The following is a 20016-nucleotide window of genomic DNA, read 5'->3' as shown; positions in this document are numbered from 1 at the left end:
ATGGCGCTATCGCGCTCTTATTTCAAAGCGAAAACAAAAAGGCCCGCCCACGATTTCTCGCGGCGGGCCTTTTATTGTTTTTGAGTCGTGGCGGTCGGCCACAGGCGTTGGGCCGAATCGTAGCCGCGCCCTTAACGGTGTGTCAATTTCATGAATCTTCTACAAATAGGCAAAAAACGTCTAAGAATCTGCTTTACGCGGCAGGAATATTCAATCGACGCACCCTTCGAGCCCGCAGGCCACTACGGAACTGGATGAGTCCCGATCCGCAAGCGACTGACCCAGCCACTGTGCAAATGCCTGGGGTTTGTCCAGCCATGGCCCGATATCGACCAGGGTGAATTGGTCATTGTGCTCAAGCACCAGGGTCGGAAAACCCTGACCGCCCACTTTTGCCAGGAAAGCCCGGCTGTTCCTGATATGACCTTCGGTGTCGGCCGCCCTGAAGGCGCTTTCGAACGCTTGAGGGTCCAGCGCCATGCCGTGGGCCAGTTCAAACAGGACCGATTCGTCGGCAATGCGGCGCCCTTCCACGTAGTGAGCACTTTGCAAACGCCCCAATAACTCCAGCCCGCGACCTGCCATTTGCTCGGCAGCCAGCACCGCGGCGATGGGTGGCGCCGAGTCGAACACGGCGGTGTGATCACGCAGCAAACCTTCGAAATAGGCCTCGCCGAACGGCTGCCCGCTGTATTCGGCAATGCGCCGGTCATGGGGGATGACGTAGCTGCGCAGTTGCGGCGAAACCTTTTGCCGATTGGCACCGGTCATCATGCCGCCACCGTGGGCAATCACGGGCAGCACAGCCTGGGCAGCTTGCACCAGCGGTTTTGCGCCGTAGCACCAACCGCACAAGGGGTCGTAGATGTAATGCAGGATCATGGGAAAGCTCCGACAGAAATTGGGGAAAATTCGATATCGGCAGGTTAGTGCCACAACGGTCCCGGAAAAACGCCGGATTGGCTTTCAGTCTGTTGCTTGAATCGGTCGAATGATTGCGTAAACCCTTTGTATTGATTCAGACACAAATAGAAACAATCAAATGAGACTAATTATCAATAACAACTAACGACGGCAAATGACAAGCATTACTATTCGCGCTTCCTGCACGTTTCAACCTAAAAATCCTACGGATGCGCTCTTCAATGCCTGCCCCTTTTCGCCTTGCGCCCTACAGTCTTGGGCTCTCTGCCTTGTTGTCTGCCGGTTTTTCCTACGCTGCACCGACCACCCTACCTGCCACATCGATCAGCGCCGAAGCTGAAGCCGACGACCCGCGCGTGACCCAAACCAGCACGGCGACCCGGACTGCTACACCGGTGCGCTACGTGCCACAAGCCATCGACTCGATCAAAACCTCGAACGTGATGGATTACGGCAGCAACGATCTGGGCACCGCACTCAGTGGCATCCCCAACGTCAGCAGCGGCGCCGACACTCGCTTCGATAGCTTGCGCATCCGTGGTTTCGACGCCAGCAACGACTTCTATCTCGATGGTATCCGCGACGACAGCCAGTACGTGCGCGACCTGCACAACATCGAACGCATCGACGTTTTAAAAGGCCCCGCCGCCGTGTTGTATGGCCGTGGCAGCCAGGGCGGGATCGTCAACCGAGTGAGCAAGCTGCCCGAGTTCGGTCGCCGCTCGACCATCGAAGCCCAAGGTGGCAGCGAAGACTTACGCAGCCTCTATGCCGACCTCAGCACCGACCCTACTGAGAACATCAGCCTGCGCCTGAACATGGGCAACATGGACGAGAACAGCTTCCGCGATGGCGTGAGCGGCAATCGCCAATTGTTCGCACCCTCCATGAGCTGGCAGCTGACACCTGACCTGAACTGGTTGGTGCAGTACGAATACAGCCGCTACAACCGCACGCCTGATCGTGGCATCCCCGGCGTAAACGGTCGCCCGGCCGACGTGGGACGTGATACCACCTACGGCAGCGAAAACGATTTCATCGACGACAAGGCGCAATCCCTGCGCTCGAAACTCACATATGAACTGAGCGACAACTGGCAACTGCGCCAGACCCTGGGCGTATTCAAGCTCGACAGCGATTTCGACAATACCTACCTGACCGGCTACGTCCCGGCCACCAACAAGGTCACACGCCAGCACTGGCAGCAGGACCTGAACACCCGCAACGTCTACAACAACGTCGAGCTCGAAGGTGGCTTCGATACCTTCGGCCTGGAGCACCGCCTGCTCACCGGCATCGAAATCGGCAGCCAGCGCCGCGACCCGCTGCTGTACAACGCCGCCACTTCCGGGCCGGGCAGTTCAGCGGTGCCAGCACTGGACCTGTACACCCCCGACCGCAATTTGCGCCATACCGGGCGCATGGTGGTGTCGAGCAACACCCACACCGAGGTCGAGAGCCGCGCGGTGTATGTGCAGGATCAACTGCGCCTGAACGACCAATGGCAATTGCTCGCCGGCCTGCGCTACGACACGTTCGATATCGAGTCGACCAACAAGGTGCGCAATATTTCCGAAGACAGTGACAGCCACAGCACCAGCCCCCGCGTTGGCGTGGTCTGGACACCGCTGCAAAATCACTCCTTCTACGCCTCCTGGAGCAAGACATTCTCGCCGGTCGGCGGTGGCTTGATCGGCATCACCCCGGGTGCGGCCGGCAACAGTAACGACCTGAGCCCCGAGCTGACCAAGCAGAAGGAAATCGGCGTGAAGAGTGATTGGCTCGACGATCGCTTGAGCACCACGCTGGCGATCTATGAGTTGGAACTCTACAACCGCCGCACCAGCGACCCGAACAACCCGACCATTACCCTGCTGTCCGGGCTGCAACGCTCTCGCGGGATCGAGCTGACTGCTGCCGGCAAGATTACCGGCAACTGGTACATGCGCGGTGGCGTGGGTCTGCAGGACGCGACGATCGAGAAGGACAACAACGGCCTGGAAGGCAAGCGCATCAACAACGTGGCCAAGCACAACGCCAGCCTGTTCCTGACCTGGAAACCGGAAATGGGCTGGTACGCCGAAACCGGGCTGACCCTGGTCGGCGACCGCTATGCCGACAACCTCAACACCACCGTGTTGCCGGGCTATGGCCGCTGGGATGCGTTGGCCGGTTTCCGTCAGAAGGATTGGGATGTGCGCGCGGCGCTGAACAATATCACTGACAAGACCTATTACTCCTCGGCGACCAGTGCATTCCAGATCCAGCCGGGGGCACCGCGTAGCCTGGTGGTGACGGGGACCTACAGTTTCTGACCGCAACACAAAAACCTGTGGGAGCTGGCTTGCTCGCGAAGGCGTCGTGTCAGCCGATATCAACTTTGCTGATACACCGCTTTCGCGAGCAAGCCCGCTCCCACAAGGTTTAGCGCGTTGAAAAAAAAAGCGCTGCCATCCCGGCAGCGCTTTTTCTGATCAATCCGTTGTTATTCTTCTTATCCTTCCATCACATCCCACAACGCATCCAGTTCCGCCTCGCTGAACAAGCCAGCAGGGTAACGCTCGATCATCGTCCGGCGCGGATCAGTTTCGCTGATCTGACGCATTCCATTGGACTTGAACCAGTGCGCCAGAATCTGGAGCGATTCGCTGTTTACTGCCAGGGGATGCAACGCCTTGTCGCTCACTACGTTCACTTCGGCGTTCATTTCAGCGCTCTCTCCCGGTTTGTGAGCGGCTAACTTATCCAAGGTTTATGACAGAACATCGAAGTCCTCCCCTCCCCGAGTAACAACAGCAGTGATACAAGAGCTGTGCCAAGGTTTCGGAGGTGTGGGCAAGTGGATACAAAAAAGCCCGCAACCCTTGAGGGCTGCGGGCTCTGTGCAAAGCAGCAGGCTGATCGACAGCTTGTGGGATTTTGCAATCAACTCAAGCTGTTACAACCTCACTCACTCCTTGTGTGGCGCGGGTTGCTGCTGGGTAAGGCAGTGAATATTGCCACCCCCCAGTAACAGTTCGCGACCAGGCACCATCACCACTTCATGCTGTGGGAACAGGTTCTGCAGGATCTCCCTGGCCGGGCCGTCCTGCGGGTCGTCGAAGCACGGCGCGATGATGCCGCCGTTGACGATCAGGAAGTTCACGTAGGAACCGGCCAGACGAACCGTCGGGTTACGTTCCTGAGTGCCATCGACCGGATCGACACCGGCGCACTCTTCTTCAGTCGCAAACAACGGACCCGGAATCGGCATCTTGTGCACCGTGAACGGGCGACCCTTGGCGTCGGTGCTGCTTTGCAGCACTTTCATCGCGGCCTGGCAACGTGGGTAGTTCGGGTCCTGCGGATCATCTGTCCAGGCCAGCAGCACTTCACCCGGGCGCACGTAGCAGCAGAAGTTATCCACATGGCCGTCGGTTTCGTCGTTGAACAAGCCGTCCGGCAACCAGATGATTTTATCCACAGCCAGGTTGACACTCAGGATCGCTTCGATTTCCGCGCGGTTCATGTGCGGGTTGCGATTGCGGTTGAGCAGGCATTCTTCGGTGGTGATCAGGGTGCCTTCGCCATCGACGTGAATCGAGCCGCCTTCCAGCACGAAACCTTCGGTGCGGTAGCGCGGGCTGCGCTCGATCTCGAGGATCTTGCCACCGACCTGGGAGTCACGGTTCCACGGCGAATACAGGCCGCCGTCGAAACCGCCCCACGAATTGAAGTCCCAGTTCACGCCACGGACTTCGCCATTGTTGTTGATGACGAAAGTCGGGCCGGTGTCGCGGACCCAGGCGTCGTCGCTGGACATTTCCACCACACGAATATTCGGCACGTCCAGGCGGGCACGGGCGTTTTCGTACTGGCCGGCGGAAACCGCCACGGTCACCGGTTCGAAACGGGCGATGGCCTTGGCCACTGCCACGTGCGCGGCTTGCGCCGGCTTGCCACCCAGGCGCCAGTTGTCCGGGCGCTCGGGCCAGATCATCCAGGTCTGGGTTTGGGGTGCCCATTCGGCCGGCATGTAGAAGCCGTCGGCGCGAGGGGTGCTGTTCAACGTGGTCATGGCTCAGGACTCCGGAGTGGCATTGATACCTGACAGAAATGGAAAGCGCAGTGGTACACGCCGTGGACTGTGTCACTTTATATCCGATAAATATCGGCTTTTAAAGCACCATACATCCAGCAATACAAAAACAATCAATAAAAAGCCGATAACAATCGAATTAACACCACTGTCCCTGTGGGAGCGGGCTTGCTCGCGAAAGCGGCATTCCAGACGCAATATTTGCGTCGGATGTACCGGCCTCTTCGCGAGCAAGCCCGCTCCCACATTGGCCCGCATTTACAGGGGGATGTAGTTACAACCCCTCTGTGAGCACCTTCGACAGCATGTCCACGAAGAAATCCACGCTCTGGCGCGAAGTGACCATCGGTGGCTTGATCTTGAGGATGTTCAGGTAATCGCCGGTCGGCTGCATGAAGATCCCCAGTTCACGCAAGCGATCGCACAGCGCGGTGGTTTCTTCGGTGGCCGGCTCCAGGGTTTCGCGGTTGCGGATCAGTTCGACGCCCAGGTAGAAACCGGAACCGTGCACCGCGCCCACTAACGGATGAATATCGATCAACGCTTCGAGGCGCTTCTTGAAGTGCCCGCCAACGACCTGGGCGTTCTCCCAGAGTTTTTCCTCTTCCATTACATCCAGCACGGCCATGCCGACCTGGCAACTGACCGGGCTGCCGCCGGCGGACGAGAAGAAGTAACCCTCGGCCTCCAGCGCCTCGGCGATCTCCCGGCGAGTGATGACCGCGCCCAGTGGCTGGCCGTTGCCCATGCCCTTGGCCATGGTGATGATATCCGGCACCACGCCCTGCTCTTCGAAGCCCCAGAAAAAATCGCCCATGCGCCCGTAGCCGACCTGCACTTCGTCGGCGATGCACACGCCGCCCTGCGCCCGGACCATGCCATAGACCTGCTGCAAGTAGCCCGGTGGCAGCGAGATACCGCCGGCATTGCCGTACACCGGTTCGCAGATGAAACCGGCCAGCTGGCGTTTCTGCCCGGCGATTTTCGCCAGGTTGTGTTCGACGCTGCGTACGTAGTCCGGCGCACTGTCAGGTCCACGGAACTCACCGCGATAGGTGTTCGGCGCTGTTACCGGGTGCACCCAGTCCGGGCGGCTGCTCAAGGCCTTGGGGTTGTCGGCGATCGAGGTCGACACCGAGTCCGCGCCAACCGTCCAGCCGTGATAGGCCTCCAGCACGCTGAGCACGTCGCGCCCGCCGCTGTAGGCCCACGCCAGTCGAATCGCCAGGTCATTGGCCTCGCTGCCGCTGTTGACCAGGAACACGCGGTCCATGCCGTCAGGGGACAACTTCAGCAACCGTTCGGAGAACTCAGCCACGGCTGCGTAGTTGAAGCGCGAGTTGGTGTTGAGCAATGACCACTGGCGACTGGCGACCGCCGCCATGCGTGGATGGCCGTGACCCAACACCGCGACGTTGTTGAGCATGTCGAGGTAGGAACGGCCCTGCATGTCGATCAAATGGTTGCGCCAGCCACGCTCGATGCGCGGCGGGTCGACGTAATAGTGTTTTTGCGTGCGGGCGAAGCTGGCATCGCGCCGGGCCAGCAAGGTCGGTCCATCGAGCTCGGCTTCGGCATCACAGGCCAAGCCCAACATGGCTGCCGGTGATGGGCACAACACTTGCCAGGCCGCTGCGCGCGAAGGTGCACAGAACAACGGCGCATCGATCGACGCGCCACGGCACAACTGCACGAGCAAAGGCCCGCTGACCGAACCCAATACCTGGCCTTTGACCAGTGCCGCGCCGCTGTGCAGCGACGGCGTGACGCCCCAAAGCCGCACACTCAATTGCGGGCCGTCCAGCTGCAACACACCCGCCAACGGGTGATGCACCACCCCGGCAAACGGCGCTTCGACCGCCGTGCCCTGAGGCACGCGCAACTCGACGTGCAACGGGCAAGTGTCCGGTTCAGTGGCGCTGTCCGGGCGGGTGTGGGACAGGCGGTATTGTCCGTAGCGGCTGGCCGCCAGGCCGTGTGCCGCGGCCGCTTCATCCAGCAGGCGCTGATCGACTCCCTCCTGTTCCCAGTTCCCGGCCTCGAAATGCGGGCTGAGCACACCCAGGTCGATCAAGGCGAACTCACGTCCCACCAGGCTCGGCAACAGCGGTGCAAAGCCTTCGCTGCCGATGGTGGGCAGGTTGTGGCCGACGGCCGTGAGGATCGCCGCTTCCATCAACGCCAACGGCACCGACGTGGCCACACGGAAGATTTCCCACTCATGGACCAGGTTATCGCGGCTGTAGGCATTGCCCGGATCGATGCTGACCTGCTGTTCGCCACTGAGTACCAGCACCGCCGCGCGGGCGACGATCAGCGGCCACAGCGCCAGCAACTCCTCGTGTTGCAACGGGTTGACTGCGTGATAGGCCTGGATTGCCGGCAAAATGCAGAACGGATCGCCCTCGCCATGATGCAGCAGCGCGGCGCAGGTCACCGACAGATCGGTAATGCGCCAGGTGCGCACCAGGTCGCCGAAATCGATCACGCCTTGCAACTGCCAATGGCGTTGCGCATCGCGCTGCCAAACCACGTTGTCGTCGGTGATGTCCATGTGAATGGCCTGCACCGGCAGCTTGGCTTCCAGCGGCTGCAAATGTCGTTCGGCTTGTTCGGACGCTTCGACGATCAGTTTGCGCAGGGCTTCATCCTTGATCACCGGCAGCAAGTGCGCGATCAGGGCGTGAGCATGGCGGGCGTCCCACTGCAGGGTTCGCACCAGGCCCGGATGGTCGAAATCAGCCAGGGCCAGGTCCATCTCGCCGCACAGGCGACCGAAGCCGGACACCACCGTCGGGTTGAAATAATCGAGGCTGGTCAGCGGCTGGCCTTCGATGTAGTCGAGCAGGCGAACGTGCACCGCCTGGCCACCCACGTCCAGAGACAGCAGGTCTGCGCCGTTTTTCGCCGAGATAACACGCGGCACTTGGACATCGGGGTGCGCGCCCAGGTGCTTGAGCCCGGCATGTTGTGCCTGGAGCTCCAGTACCGCGTAGTCGCCACGGCAGATTTTCAGGACGAAACGTCCCTGCTCGCTGTCGACGCGGTAGTTGAGGTCTTGCTGGCTGCCGAGAGCCTGCAACCGCCCGCTGAACCCGTAATGCTCTTCCAGCAGCTCTAGCGCCTGCTCCGCAGACACCTGCGGGCTAGGCAAACTGGCGCGATGAATCAACGTGGCGAGCGGCATACAACGACCCCTGAAATTTTATTAGGCGCCTATATCGCCACCGCTTCGGGCGATACGCAACCCCCCGGGGCTCGCATGGCGCCATTTGGTGAAAGCGGGCTTGCTCGCGAAAGCGGTGTATCAGCAACATCGATGTCGGCTGACACACCGCCTTCGCGAGCAAGCCCGCTCCCACAGGTTTTGTTCTGGTACTCGCCTCGATCAGCACTTTGCGCAAGAATGGCGGCCATTAAACGCATGCTTCTGGAGAGCCACCATGAATGTAGTGACCACCGACCTGCCCGGTGTTCTGATCCTCGAACCCAAGGTCTTTGGTGACGAACGTGGTTTCTTCTACGAAAGCTTCAACGCCAGGGCCTTCAAGGAGGCCACCGGACTGGACACTGAATTCGTTCAAGACAACCACTCCCGTTCGCAGAAGGGCGTGCTGCGCGGCCTGCATTACCAGCTGGAAAATACCCAGGGAAAACTGGTCCGCGTCACGGTCGGTGAAGTGCTGGACATCGCCGTAGACATCCGTCGCAGCTCGCCGCATTTCGGTAAATGGGTCGCCGTGCGCCTGTCCTCCGACAATCATCGTCAGCTCTGGGTGCCGGAAGGTTTCGCCCACGGGTTCGTGGTATTGAGCGAATTTGCCGAGTTCCTGTACAAAACCACCGACTACTACACGCCATCGGCCGAGCGCAGCATTCGCTGGGACGACCCGGACCTGGCCATCGACTGGCAACTGCAAGGCACGCCGCAGCTGTCGGCGAAAGATCAGGCCGGGGTATTTTTCAAGGATGCCGACGTCTTTGCCTGACGTTCGCCCATCAAGATGCCGCTGACCCAAGGCGTGCAAGCCTAGGCATAATGCGCCTGTACCCACAGGCGCCTGATGCTCATGACCCCGACCCTTCCCCCCAGACCCCGTTGGCGCAGCCTGGCCCTGCTGGCACTGTGCCTGGCGCCCTTGCTGTGGCCGCTGGAGCATCTGGCCGAGCGTTACTACCGTAGCGAGTTGGCCAGTCAGAATCGCCAGACCCTCGACCTCTATGTCGCCAACCTGCTGGGTACCCTGCACCGCTATGAAGTGCTGCCGCAGATCCTCGGCGACCTGCCAGCCCTGCGCGCCGTGCTCGGTGCACCGGACGATGGCGTCACCCAGGGCAACGCCAACCGCCTGCTGAAAAACATCGCCACCCAGACCGGCGCCGAAGTCATGTACCTGATGGACGCCACCGGCAAGACCCTGGCCGCCTCCAACTGGGACAAGCACGACAGTTTCGTCGGGCGCAATTTTTCCTTCCGGCCGTATTTCAGCGAGGCCATGGCCGGGCGACTCGGGCGCTTTTTCGGTTTGGGCACTACCTCCGCCAAACGCGGTTACTTCTTCGCCGCCGGCGTACGCGATGGCGAGAAAATCGTCGGCGTGCTGGTGGTCAAGGTCGACCTCGACCACACCGAAAGCCTCTGGGGCAAAACCCCGGAACAACTGCTGCTGACCGACCACAACGGCGTGGTCATTCTCACCTCGCGACCAGAGTGGCGATTCCGCTCGACCCGCCCGTTGAACGAGGAAGAAAGCAAGGCCATCACTGCGATCCAACCCTATCCAACCCGCGATCCAAAACCGCTGAAGCTCAATCCCAATGCCTGGCTGACCCAGACCCAGCAAATCGCCGAAACCGGCTGGGACGTCAGCATCCTCGCCCCGCGCACCTTGATCGACCGCCCGGTGCGCACGGTGGTGGCCATCGGCGGTGCAACGCTGCTGGTGTTGATGCTGCTGCTCGGCCTGATGATGCAGCGCCGTCGCCATTACCTCGAACGCATTGCCTTTGAAGGCAAGGCCCGCCGCGAGCTGGAAGGTCGGGTCGCCGAGCGCACCAGCGATCTCGAGGGCCTGAACCGGCGCCTGAAACAGGAAGTGCTGGAACGCGAACAAGCCCAGCAGGAACTGGTACGCGCCCAGGATGACCTGGTGCAGGCCGGCAAATTGTCGGCACTGGGTACGATGTCGGCGAGCATCAGCCACGAACTCAATCAGCCGCTGGCAGCGATTCGCAGCTACGCGGAAAACGCCGAGGTGCTGCTCGATCACCAGCGCACCGACGATGCCCGCGGCAACCTCAAATTGATCAGCGAACTGACCGGGCGCATGGCCTCGATCATCGCCCACCTGCGCGCCTTCGCCCGACGCGACCGCCACGCCCCGGAAAGCGTCGCCCTGCAACCGGCGCTAGACGATGCCCTGGCCTTGCTGGCCAAGCGCCGACGCAGCATGGACGTCGAGCTGATCCGAGATCTGCCAGCCGCCACCCTGTGGGTCGAGGCCGGGGAAACCCGCCTGCGCCAGGTACTCGGTAATCTACTGGCCAACGCCCTGGATGCCCTGACGGAAAAAGGCCCGCCACGTAAACTCTGGCTAAGTGCCCAATCCACGGCCGATGGCGTCAACCTGTACATTCGCGACAATGGCCCCGGCTTTTGCATGGAAGCCCTTGGGCGCGCCAGCGAGCCGTTCTACACCACCAAGACCCGCACCCAGGGCCTGGGGTTGGGGCTGGCGATTTGCGAAACCCTGATGCGCGCCTTCGGCGGTGAACTGTCGTTCGCCAACCACAAGGAGGGCGGCGCCCTGATTACCCTGAAGCTGCGCCCAGGCGCACCGGGCGTGAGCCTGCAACCGTCCGAGGACCGAAGTGCATGACCATCGACAACCGCATTCAGGTCGTGTTGATCGACGACGATCCCCATCTGCGCCAGGCCCTGAGCCAGACGCTGGATCTGGCCGGCCTGAAAATCCTGCCGCTGGCCGAAGCCAAGGGCCTGGCCGCGCAACTGGAGCGTGACTGGCCGGGTGTGGTGGTCAGCGACATCCGCATGCCCGGCATGGATGGCCTGGAACTGCTGAGCGAACTGCACGCCCAGGACCCGGAGCTGCCGGTGCTGCTGATCACCGGCCACGGCGATGTGCCGCTGGCGGTGCAGGCCATGCGCGCCGGCGCCTATGATTTCCTGGAAAAGCCGTTTGCCAGCGACGCCCTGCTCGACAGCGTGCGTCGCGCGTTAGCCCTGCGCCGACTGGTGCTGGACAACCGCAGCCTGCGACTGGCCTTGAGCGACCGCAATGAACTGAGCACCCGTCTGGTTGGCCACTCACCTTCGATGCTGCGCCTGCGCGAGCAGATCGGCGCCCTGGCCGCGACCAGGGCCGATGTGCTGATCCTCGGCGAAACTGGCGCCGGCAAAGAAGTCGTGGCCCGGGCGCTGCACGATTTATCAAACCGTCGCAACGGACCGTTCGTGGCGATCAACGCCGGTGCCCTGGCCGAATCGGTGGTCGAAAGCGAGCTGTTCGGCCACGAGCCCGGAGCCTTCACCGGCGCGCAGAAACGCCGTATCGGCAAGTTCGAATTCGCCAATGGCGGCACGCTGTTCCTCGATGAAATCGAAAGCATGAGCCTGGATGTGCAGGTAAAACTGCTGCGCTTGCTGCAAGAGCGGGTGGTCGAACGCCTGGGCGGCAACCAGCTGATCCCACTGGACATCCGCATCATCGCCGCGACCAAGGAAGACCTGCGCCAGGCGGCGGATCAAGGGCGTTTCCGTGCCGACTTGTATTACCGCCTGAACGTCGCACCGCTACGGATTCCACCACTGCGCGAACGGGGCGAAGATGCGCTGATGCTGTTCCAGCATTTTGCCGATGAAGCCAGTGCCCGCCACGGTTTGCCGCCCCATGAACTGCAACCGGGGCAACGTGCCTTGCTGCTGCGCCACACCTGGCCCGGCAACGTGCGCGAGCTGCAAAATGCCGCCGAACGTTTTGCCCTCGGGCTGGAACTGGCCCTCGACAACAGCGCGTCGGATGGCAACGCTGACAACAGGGTCGAAGTCGTCAGCGGCGGTTTGAGCGAGCAAGTGGAGAACTTCGAAAGAACCCTAATCGCCGCCGAACTGGCACGCTCGCACAGCTCCGTGCGCAGCGTTGCCGAAGCCCTTGGCATTCCGCGCAAGACCCTGCACGACAAACTGCGCAAACACGGTCTGAGTTTCACCGACAGTGGCGCCTCGGCCCACCCTGACGACCTCGACTGAGCTAACGTCCAATCATCCACTTCACGCTAGAGGCCCCTGAATGAGCCGCGACAGTCGACAACTGGAATCAGTCCTCCATCACGACATTCCCCTCACCCGGGACATGGGCCTCAAAGTGCTCGACTGGCATGACCAGCAACTGCGCCTGCACTTGCCGCTGGAAGCCAACGTCAACCACAAGAGCACCATGTTCGGCGGCAGCCTGTATTGCGGCGCGGTCCTGGCCGGTTGGGGCTGGCTGCATCTGCGCCTCAAGGAAGAAGGCATTACCGACGGGCACATCGTGATTCAGGAAGGGCAGATCAGCTATCCGCTGCCGGTGACGGGCGATGCCAACGCCATTTGCCAGGCGCCGGATCCGGTGATCTGGAAGAAATTCCTGACCACCTTCCAGCGCTACAGCCGAGCGCGGTTGACCCTGCATACGCGGGTCGTCAATGAAGGCCGTGATGAGGATGCGGTGAGGTTTGTCGGGCAGTATGTGCTGCACCGCTGAACTTCAGATCGGCAAGAAACCCTGTGGCGAGGGAGCTTGCTCCCGCTGGGTCGCGAAGCGGCCCCAAAACCGGGCACCGCGTAGCTCGCGAATGTGCGGCTGCTTTGCAGCCGAGCGGGAGCAAGCTCCCTCGCCACAAAAAGGTGTGAATTTCAGGAGCGGGCCAATTCCAGCAGCTTCTGCCGCCACGCCGCCTTCGCCGGCAACGCCAGGAAGAATGCATTCAACAGTGACTCCCGCGCCGGATAGCTGAACGGTTCACCGCTCAACTCCAGCACCTCGCCGCCGGCACCTTCCAGCACGCCTTGTGCCGCCGCCGTGTCCCACTGCGAAGTCGGAGCCAGGCGCGGATAGCAATCCGCCGCCCCTTCGGCCAGCAGGCAAAACTTCAGCGAACTGCCGATATTGGCCAGTTGCAGCTCGCCAAGGCTTGCACTCAGCCCCGCCAGCAAACGCTCCTGCTCCGGGCTGGAATGGCGACGGCTGGCGACCACGGTGAACGACTCACCTAGCACCAGCGCATCACGCACCTTGATCGCCACCGGCGTGCCACCTTTATCGCCACGCCAGGCACCGAGGTCGGCGCCTCCGACATAGAAACGACCGTTGGTCGGCATCGACACCACACCGAACACTACTCGACCATTTTCGATCAAGGCGATGTTGACGGTGAACTCTTCGCTGCCGTTGATGAATTCCTTGGTGCCGTCCAGCGGATCGACCAGCCACCAGCGCTGCCATCCGGCCCGCACGCTTTGGGGAATGTTGGCGTCCTCTTCGGAGAGCACCGGGATGCCCGGATCGAGCGCCGTCAGCCCGGCCAGAATCAGGTGGTGCGCGGCCAGGTCAGCAGCGGTCACCGGCGAATCATCAGCCTTCGCCGTGACGGCCGTGCCTGTGCGCCAGAACGGCAGGATCGCGTTACCGGCCTGCAAGGCCAGCTCGATGACCGGGGCCATCAACGGATGCGGGAAATTCATGACTGGAACGCTCCGCGCTGAGTCAACAGGTCTCGGGCCAGGTACAGCGCCGCCAAGGCACGGCCTTCGGTAAATTGCGGGTTTTGCGCCAGCGCCGAGAGTTCACGCAGATTGACCTTGTCCACCCGCATCGGCTCGGGCTCGTCGCCTTCCAGACTCGCTTCGTAGAGGTCGGTGGCCAGCACCACTTGAATCTTCTGGCTCATGTAACCGGGGGACAGCGACAGCTCGGTCAGGTGCTCCAGTTGCCGCGCGCCGAAACCGGCCTCTTCCTTGAGTTCACGCTCGGCGGCCGCCAGCACGTCTTCGCCCGGTTCGATCAAGCCCTTGGGCAGCGACATTTCATATTCATCCGTGCCGCCACAATATTCCTCGACCAGCACCGCATGCTCGGCATCGAGCATCGCCACGATCATCACCGCGCCGTACCCGGCACCCTTGCCGACCAGGCGTTCATAGGTGCGCTCCACGCCATTGGAAAAGCGCAATTTCAGCTCTTCGACGCAGAACAATCGACTGGTGGCGACAATCTCGCGGGCGAGTATCGTGGGTTTCTGGCGCATGCAAAGCTCCTTGGCGTGAACGCGCTACTATAACGCGGCTTCCCCGATTGTTTACGCCAGAAATCTTTCTACTGCCCGAGACGTTGCCATGCCTTCATTACCCTGGTCCGACATCGATACCGTTCTGCTGGACATGGACGGCACGCTGCTGGACCTGCATTTCGACAACCACTTCTGGATGGAGCACCTGCCCCAACGTTACGCCGAACTGCACGGGGTCAGCCGGGCCATGGCCGAAATGGAATTGCAGCCGTTGTTCGAGCGCAATGCCGGCCAGTTACAGTGGTACTGCCTGGACTTCTGGAGCGCCGAACTGAAGCTGTCGGTGCGCGAACTGAAACTGGAGACCGCGCATCTGATCGCCCTGCGTCCGGATGCCGATACCTTTCTGGCGGCGATCAAGCGGGCCGGCAAGCGCGTGGTGCTGATCACCAACGCCCATCGGGATGCGTTGTCGTTGAAGCTGGAAAAAATCGAACTGGCGCCGTACTTCGAGCGTTTGATCAGTTCCCACGACTACGGATTCCCCAAGGAAAACCTGCAGTTCTGGGATGCGTTGCAAGCCGATATCGATTTCGACCCGGCGCGCAGCCTGTTCATCGACGACACCTTGCCGATCCTGCGCAGCGCACGGGACTTTGGCGTCGCGCATTTGCTGGCCGTGCGTGAGCCGGACAGCCGCAAGGGGCCGAAGGACACGGCGGAGTTTGCGGCGGTCGGGGATTACCGGGATTTGATTGCAGGGCTCTAGAACCGGCGCGGTCATTGTGGCGAGGGGGCTTGCCCCCGTTGGGTCGCGTAGCGGCCCCAAATTTTTTACGACTGCTGCGCAGCCGAACGGGGGCAAGCCCCCTCGCCACAGGTTTTGTGTTACTCAGGAATCCGCAACGACTGCCCCGGATAGATCTTGTCCGGGTGCGACAGCATCGGCTTGTTGGCCTCGAAAATCTTGTTGTACTTGTTGGCATCGCCGTACACGCGCTTGGAAATCGCGCTGAGGGTGTCGCCCTTCACGACGGTGACAAACACCGCAGCAGCGACTACCGGCCCGGTCACCGTAATCTGATCATCAACGCTACCAACCCCGGCAATATTGCCCACCGCCAGCAGGATTTTTTCCTTCTCTTCCTGGCTCGCCACTTCACCGGTCACCGTGACCTTGTCGCCATCGACCGTCGCCTGCACATTCGGATTACCCAGGCCGACCTTGCTGATGTGTTCTTTCAACTGCTCACTGGCATTGGCGTTGCCTGGCGTCAGCAGATCCAGCAGTTTTTCGCCTGCCTCTTTCACAAAGCTCAAAAGACTCATGGTGCACTCTCCTTGGGTTTTGGGTTCCAGACGCAAAAGCCTAGACCACGGCCGTCACTTGCGAATCCAACCCGACCAATGACCCCGCTTGCGATAGAATCCGCCCCTTCCCGCGCCCAGGAGCGAAGATGGACATCAAGCAGCTGAAATTCCTCATCGCGCTCGACGAAACCCGCCATTTCGGCCAGGCCGCCGCACGCTGCCACATCACCCAGCCGACCCTGTCCATGCGCCTGCGCAGCCTCGAAGAAGAACTCGACTTGCCGCTGGTCAATCGCGGCCAGCGCTTCGAAGGCTTCACCGCGCCAGGCGAGCGGGTGCTGGCCTGGGCGCGCACGGTACTGGCGGCCTACGACGGCTTGTACGCCGAGGCCGCCGCCTGTCGTGGCAATCTGGTCGGTACGTTGCGCCTGGGCGTGGTGCCGCTGTCGAGCTTCGATCCGCTGCCGCTGCTGCAACGCCTGCATGGGGAGCATCCAAACCTGCGTTTCGAACTCTCGGCACTGAGCTCCGAGCAGATCCTCGAACAACTGGCAAACAATCGCCTGGACCTCGGTGTTTCCTACCTGGAACGCCTGGACACCGACCATTTCGACTCCCTGGCTTTCAGCGAAACCCGCATGGGCCTGCTCTACGATCAACGCTTCTTCACCTTTGGCGAGGCGCCGCTGAGCTGGGAGTCATTGATCGAACTGCCACTGGGCATGCTCACCAGCGGCATGCACTTTCGCCAATCCATCGACCATAACTTCCACAGCCGTGGCCTGACCCCACAACCCTTGCTGCAGACCGACGCAGTCCATCAACTGTTGCAAGCGGTGCACGGCGGCCTGTGTTGCGCCGTAATGCCGTTGGACGGCGGCCTCGAAGGACTGACCGAACACTTGCGCCTGCAACCGATCGAGAACGCCCAGACCCTTGGCCGCCTGGGGCTGATCATGCGGCGCAGCGCGCCACGCTCGGCCTTGGCGGAGGCCTGTTTCGCGATTTACCAACAATCACTAATGAACTCTTGATCGACGGCATCTATCGGTAGATCAGTAATAGCAATTAGACGCGACCGTTTGCCGCGCCTAGTCTTAAAGCTGATCAAACCGTGGGTGATGCCATGAACACCAAGCGCCCTGCCTGCGCGGCGCCTGCCCTCGAAACGCCCGCGCCCGCCGCCAGCCAGACGTACAGCTATAGCAACCTTGAATACCTGGAATCGGACAGCACCGCGCTGGCCGAGGAAGTCGCGCTGGCGATTGCCTATAACGGCATCAGCCAGGCGGTCATGCTGGTGACGCCGACGGACCTGGAAGACTTCATTGTCGGTTTCAGCCTGGGCAGCGGCATCATCGAGGACGCCACGGACATTTATGACCTGCAACTGAGTGGCTCAGGGTCGGCGCAGTACGCGCAAGTGACCATCGCCAACCGCGCCTTCTGGAACCTCAAGCAGCAACGTCGGCAAATGGCCGGTACCAGTGGTTGCGGGTTGTGCGGCGTGGAAGCAGTCGAGCAGGCACTGCCGGACCTCAAGGTGTTGCCCGGCGCACCTTTGCCGCCCGCCGCCTGGCTCGAAGGCCTGCGCCAGCGCATCGGCGCGTTCCAGCCGCTGGGGCAGCACAGCGGCGCGGTGCACGCGGCAGTGTTCATGAACGACCAGGGCGAGTTACTGCTGGGCCGCGAAGACATCGGCCGACATAACGCCCTCGACAAGCTGATCGGTGGCCTTGTGCGCCAAAACATCCCGACTGCGGGTGGCCTGGTGATTGTCACCAGCCGCTGCAGCCTTGAATTGATCCAGAAAGTCCTGCGCGCCGGCATCCAGACCCTGGTCAGCCTGTCGTCCCCCACGGGCCTTGCCGTGCAATGGGCCCGTCGCCACAACCTCAACCTCATCCATCTGCCACAGAAGAATGCGCCGCGGGTCTACAGCCCAACGTTGGAGAAACAAGCGTGAGTCAACACCGTCAAGCCGACCAGACACCTGTCCCTCGCTACAAGCCTTACAAAGGTCCGGCCGGTGGCTGGGGCGCACTGATCAGCGTCGCCCAGGCCTGGTTGACCAGCGACAACGCGCTGAAGAACCTGCGCATCATGCTCAAGACCAACCAGAACGGAGGCTTCGATTGCCCGGGTTGCGCCTGGGGCGACTCTCCGGAAAAGGGCATGGTAATGTTCTGCGAGAACGGCGCCAAGGCGGTGAACTGGGAAGCGACCAAACGCCGTGTCGATGCAAAGTTCTTCGCCAAACACAGCGTCACCGCGCTGCTGGAGCAGAGCGACTATTGGCTCGAGTATCAGGGTCGGCTGACCGAGCCGATGAGCTATGACACCGAGACCGACCGCTACAAACCGATCAGTTGGGACGATGCCTTCGCGCTGATCGCCAAGCATCTGAACGGCTTGTCGAGCCCGGATCAGGCCGAGTTCTACACCTCGGGCCGCGCCAGTAACGAAGCGGCGTACCTCTATCAGCTGTTCGTGCGCGCCTATGGCACCAACAACTTCCCCGATTGCTCGAACATGTGCCACGAGGCCAGCGGTGTCGCGCTGTCGCAAAGCGTTGGTGTCGGCAAAGGCACCGTGACTTTCGACGACTTCGAACACGCCGATGCGATTTTCGTCTGGGGCCAGAACCCCGGCACCAACCACCCGCGCATGCTCGAGCCATTGCGTGAAGCGGTGAAACGCGGCGCGCAAGTGGTGTGCATCAACCCGCTCAAGGAGCGCGGCCTGGAGCGCTTCCAGCATCCACAGCACCCGATCGAAATGCTCATGAACGGCTCCGAGCCGACCAACACCGCATTCTTCCGCCCGGCCCTGGGCGGTGACATGGCGATCATGCGCGGCATGGCGAAATTTCTCCTGCTGTGGGAACGCGACGCACAGAAAACCGGGGCGCCGGCGGTGTTCGACCATGACTTCCTCAATGAGCACAGCGCCAATGTGCTGGAGTACCTGGCGACCATCGATGAAACGCCGTGGGAGCAGATCGTCGAGCAGTCCGGCCTGACCCTGGTGGAAATCGAGCAAGCGGCGCGCATGTACGTCAAGGGCAAGAACGTCATCATGTGCTGGGCCATGGGCATCACCCAGCATCGCCATTCGGTGGCGACCATCCAGGAAATCGCCAACCTGATGCTGCTGCGTGGCAACGTCGGCCGGCCCGGTGCCGGCCTGTGCCCCGTGCGCGGTCACAGCAACGTGCAGGGCGACCGGACCATGGGCATCAACGAACGTCCGCCGGTGGCGCTCCTCGACGCCCTGGAGCGCCGCTTCCAGTTCAAGGTGCCACGTCACAACGGGCACAACGTGGTCGAGGCCATTCATGCGATGGCGGAAGGCCGGGCGAAAGTCTTCATCGGCCTGGGCGGCAACTTCGCCCAAGCCACGCCGGACAGCCCACGCACCTTCCAGGCTTTGCAAAACTGCGACCTGACCGTGCAGATCAGCACCAAGCTCAACCGCAGCCATTTGACCCATGGCAAGGACGCGCTGATCCTGCCGTGCCTGGGCCGCACCGACATCGATATCCAGACCGAAGGCCCGCAAGCGGTGACCGTCGAAGATTCGTTCAGCATGGTCCACGCCTCCAACGGCCAGTTGCAGGCGTTGTCGAACCAGATGCGTTCGGAACCGGCGATCCTGGCCGGCATCGCCGCCGCGACTTTGGGCAGCCACCCGGTGGACTGGAACTGGCTGGTGGCCGATTACAGCCGCATCCGCGACCTGATCGCCGACACCATTCCCGGCTTCAAGGACTTCAACGAACAGATCAAGAACCCTGGCGGTTTCTACCTCGGCAACAGCGCCGGTGCGCGCAAGTGGAGCACCGCCTCGGGCCGGGCCAATTTCCGTCCGAACGCGCTGCCCAAAGACCTGGTGCACGAACGCACCCGCGCCACCGGTGTGCTGCCGGACCTGATCATGCAATCAATGCGTTCCCACGATCAGTACAACACCACGATCTATGGCCTGAATGACCGCTATCGCGGAGTGAAGGGTCAACGCGACGTGTTGTTCGTCAACGAGGCCGACATCATTCGCCTGGGTTTCAAGCCGGGGCAGAAGGCGGACATCGTTTCGCTGTGGGACGATGGCGTCGAACGTCGGGTAAAAGGCTTCACGCTGCTGGCGTTTGATATCCCGGCCGGGCAAGCGGCCGCGTACTACCCGGAAGTGAACCCGTTGGTGCCGCTGGAAAGCGTTGGGGATGGCAGCCATACACCGACATCGAAGTTCGTGGCGATCCGCCTGGAAGCGGCGAGTGAGACTGGCTTGATCATGGCCAGGTCGGCGTAAACTCTCAGCGTCTGAACTGGCCTCTTCGCGAGCAAGCCCGCTCCCACATCGGAATGCGATCCCCTGTGGGAGCGGGCTTGCTCGCGAATACGGTAGATCAA

Annotated in this window: 16 protein-coding genes; 9 read left to right on the top strand and 7 right to left on the bottom strand. The window is 61.6% G+C overall.

All coding sequences use genetic code 11. From position 1 onward, the window contains the following. Window positions 1–210 precede the first annotated feature (210 nt). Entirely contained in the window at window positions 211–882 is a 672-nt protein-coding gene (locus KGA88_RS03415; RefSeq protein WP_223588965.1) for a DsbA family protein, read from the bottom strand. A gap of 263 nt (window positions 883–1145) precedes the next feature. Here KGA88_RS03415 and KGA88_RS03410 point away from each other — a divergent pair, with 263 nt between their 5' ends. After that, window positions 1146–3239, top strand: a complete 2094-nt coding sequence (locus tag KGA88_RS03410) for a TonB-dependent receptor (RefSeq protein ID WP_223588962.1) — start codon at window positions 1146–1148, stop codon at window positions 3237–3239. 179 nt (window positions 3240–3418) lie between these two features. Here the strand turns inward: KGA88_RS03410 and KGA88_RS03405 are convergent, their stop codons facing one another. The 3 genes from KGA88_RS03405 to KGA88_RS03395 all read right to left on the bottom strand — a co-directional run bounded on the left by KGA88_RS03405 (window position 3419) and on the right by KGA88_RS03395 (window position 8189). After that, the gene (locus KGA88_RS03405; protein WP_007972820.1) at window positions 3419–3631 is read right to left on the bottom strand and encodes a hypothetical protein; all 213 of its coding nucleotides are present in this window, start codon (window positions 3629–3631) and stop codon (window positions 3419–3421) included. Between the two features lie 243 nt (window positions 3632–3874). After that, window positions 3875–4981: an agmatine deiminase gene (gene aguA / locus KGA88_RS03400; RefSeq protein ID WP_223588957.1), complete on the bottom strand. Its 1107-nt coding sequence runs from the start codon at window positions 4979–4981 to the stop codon at window positions 3875–3877. A gap of 295 nt (window positions 4982–5276) precedes the next feature. Then, window positions 5277–8189: an aminotransferase gene (locus KGA88_RS03395; protein ID WP_223588954.1), complete on the bottom strand. Its 2913-nt coding sequence runs from the start codon at window positions 8187–8189 to the stop codon at window positions 5277–5279. Window positions 8190–8445: 256 nt separating this feature from the next. On the opposite strand from KGA88_RS03395, the gene rfbC reads away from it, so the two are divergent. From rfbC to KGA88_RS03375, 4 genes are all read left to right on the top strand, one after another. Next, window positions 8446–8991, top strand: coding sequence for a dTDP-4-dehydrorhamnose 3,5-epimerase (gene rfbC, locus KGA88_RS03390; RefSeq protein ID WP_110659327.1), 546 nt, complete (start codon window positions 8446–8448; stop codon window positions 8989–8991). Window positions 8992–9072: 81 nt separating this feature from the next. Beyond that, on the top strand, window positions 9073–10881 hold the full coding sequence (locus KGA88_RS03385) for an ATP-binding protein (protein WP_223588949.1): 1809 nt from the start codon (window positions 9073–9075) through the stop codon (window positions 10879–10881). After that, window positions 10878–12272 (top strand): sigma-54-dependent transcriptional regulator, encoded by a 1395-nt coding sequence (locus KGA88_RS03380; protein WP_223588945.1) that lies wholly within the window; start codon window positions 10878–10880, stop codon window positions 12270–12272. Before KGA88_RS03385 ends, KGA88_RS03380 begins: the two co-directional genes overlap by 4 nt. 40 nt (window positions 12273–12312) lie before the next feature. Beyond that, entirely contained in the window at window positions 12313–12768 is a 456-nt protein-coding gene (locus KGA88_RS03375) for a YiiD C-terminal domain-containing protein (RefSeq protein ID WP_008003181.1), read from the top strand. 152 nt (window positions 12769–12920) lie between these two features. Here the strand turns inward: KGA88_RS03375 and cysQ are convergent, their stop codons facing one another. Both cysQ and nudE read right to left on the bottom strand, forming a co-directional pair. Then, window positions 12921–13748, bottom strand: coding sequence for a 3'(2'),5'-bisphosphate nucleotidase CysQ (cysQ, locus tag KGA88_RS03370; protein WP_223588941.1), 828 nt, complete (start codon window positions 13746–13748; stop codon window positions 12921–12923). Beyond that, complete coding sequence (nudE, locus tag KGA88_RS03365) at window positions 13745–14311, bottom strand: ADP compounds hydrolase NudE (RefSeq protein WP_160390738.1); 567 nt, start codon at window positions 14309–14311, stop codon at window positions 13745–13747. The genes cysQ and nudE overlap by 4 nt, the downstream gene beginning before the upstream one ends. Before the next feature lie 88 nt (window positions 14312–14399). Between nudE and yrfG the strand changes: the two genes are divergently transcribed. Further along, window positions 14400–15062 (top strand): GMP/IMP nucleotidase, encoded by a 663-nt coding sequence (yrfG, locus tag KGA88_RS03360; RefSeq protein ID WP_110662902.1) that lies wholly within the window; start codon window positions 14400–14402, stop codon window positions 15060–15062. A 119-nt stretch (window positions 15063–15181) separates the two neighbouring features. Here the strand turns inward: yrfG and lysM are convergent, their stop codons facing one another. After that, window positions 15182–15622, bottom strand: a complete 441-nt coding sequence (gene lysM / locus KGA88_RS03355; protein ID WP_046040810.1) for a peptidoglycan-binding protein LysM — start codon at window positions 15620–15622, stop codon at window positions 15182–15184. Between the two features lie 128 nt (window positions 15623–15750). Here lysM and KGA88_RS03350 point away from each other — a divergent pair, with 128 nt between their 5' ends. From KGA88_RS03350 to KGA88_RS03340, 3 genes are all read left to right on the top strand, one after another. Beyond that, on the top strand, window positions 15751–16638 hold the full coding sequence (locus KGA88_RS03350; RefSeq protein WP_110659379.1) for a LysR family transcriptional regulator: 888 nt from the start codon (window positions 15751–15753) through the stop codon (window positions 16636–16638). Between the two features lie 92 nt (window positions 16639–16730). After that, entirely contained in the window at window positions 16731–17570 is an 840-nt protein-coding gene (fdhD, locus tag KGA88_RS03345; RefSeq protein ID WP_110659380.1) for a formate dehydrogenase accessory sulfurtransferase FdhD, read from the top strand. After that, complete coding sequence (locus KGA88_RS03340; RefSeq protein WP_223588937.1) at window positions 17567–19915, top strand: FdhF/YdeP family oxidoreductase; 2349 nt, start codon at window positions 17567–17569, stop codon at window positions 19913–19915. Before fdhD ends, KGA88_RS03340 begins: the two co-directional genes overlap by 4 nt. Window positions 19916–20016: the final 101 nt, after the last annotated feature.

Origin of the sequence: Pseudomonas sp. A-R-19, assembly GCF_019956575.1 — a bacterium.
In the GTDB taxonomy this organism is placed as follows: domain Bacteria; phylum Pseudomonadota; class Gammaproteobacteria; order Pseudomonadales; family Pseudomonadaceae; genus Aquipseudomonas.
Note: the sequence above shows the minus strand (reverse complement) of the source record. Positions and strands in the feature narration are given on the sequence as shown.

Bases quoted from the DNA above. Each gene is read 5' to 3' on its own strand.
- KGA88_RS03415 (WP_223588965.1), bottom strand. From the start codon at position 882: ATGATCCTGCATTACATCTACGACCCCTTGTGCGGTTGGTGCTACGGC.
- KGA88_RS03410 (WP_223588962.1), top strand. From the start codon at position 1,146: ATGCCTGCCCCTTTTCGCCTTGCGCCCTACAGTCTTGGGCTCTCTGCC.
- KGA88_RS03405 (WP_007972820.1), bottom strand. From the start codon at position 3,631: ATGAACGCCGAAGTGAACGTAGTGAGCGACAAGGCGTTGCATCCCCTG.
- aguA (WP_223588957.1), bottom strand. From the start codon at position 4,981: ATGACCACGTTGAACAGCACCCCTCGCGCCGACGGCTTCTACATGCCG.
- KGA88_RS03395 (WP_223588954.1), bottom strand. From the start codon at position 8,189: ATGCCGCTCGCCACGTTGATTCATCGCGCCAGTTTGCCTAGCCCGCAG.
- rfbC (WP_110659327.1), top strand. From the start codon at position 8,446: ATGAATGTAGTGACCACCGACCTGCCCGGTGTTCTGATCCTCGAACCC.
- KGA88_RS03385 (WP_223588949.1), top strand. From the start codon at position 9,073: ATGACCCCGACCCTTCCCCCCAGACCCCGTTGGCGCAGCCTGGCCCTG.
- KGA88_RS03380 (WP_223588945.1), top strand. From the start codon at position 10,878: ATGACCATCGACAACCGCATTCAGGTCGTGTTGATCGACGACGATCCC.
- KGA88_RS03375 (WP_008003181.1), top strand. From the start codon at position 12,313: ATGAGCCGCGACAGTCGACAACTGGAATCAGTCCTCCATCACGACATT.
- cysQ (WP_223588941.1), bottom strand. From the start codon at position 13,748: ATGAATTTCCCGCATCCGTTGATGGCCCCGGTCATCGAGCTGGCCTTG.
- nudE (WP_160390738.1), bottom strand. From the start codon at position 14,311: ATGCGCCAGAAACCCACGATACTCGCCCGCGAGATTGTCGCCACCAGT.
- yrfG (WP_110662902.1), top strand. From the start codon at position 14,400: ATGCCTTCATTACCCTGGTCCGACATCGATACCGTTCTGCTGGACATG.
- lysM (WP_046040810.1), bottom strand. From the start codon at position 15,622: ATGAGTCTTTTGAGCTTTGTGAAAGAGGCAGGCGAAAAACTGCTGGAT.
- KGA88_RS03350 (WP_110659379.1), top strand. From the start codon at position 15,751: ATGGACATCAAGCAGCTGAAATTCCTCATCGCGCTCGACGAAACCCGC.
- fdhD (WP_110659380.1), top strand. From the start codon at position 16,731: ATGAACACCAAGCGCCCTGCCTGCGCGGCGCCTGCCCTCGAAACGCCC.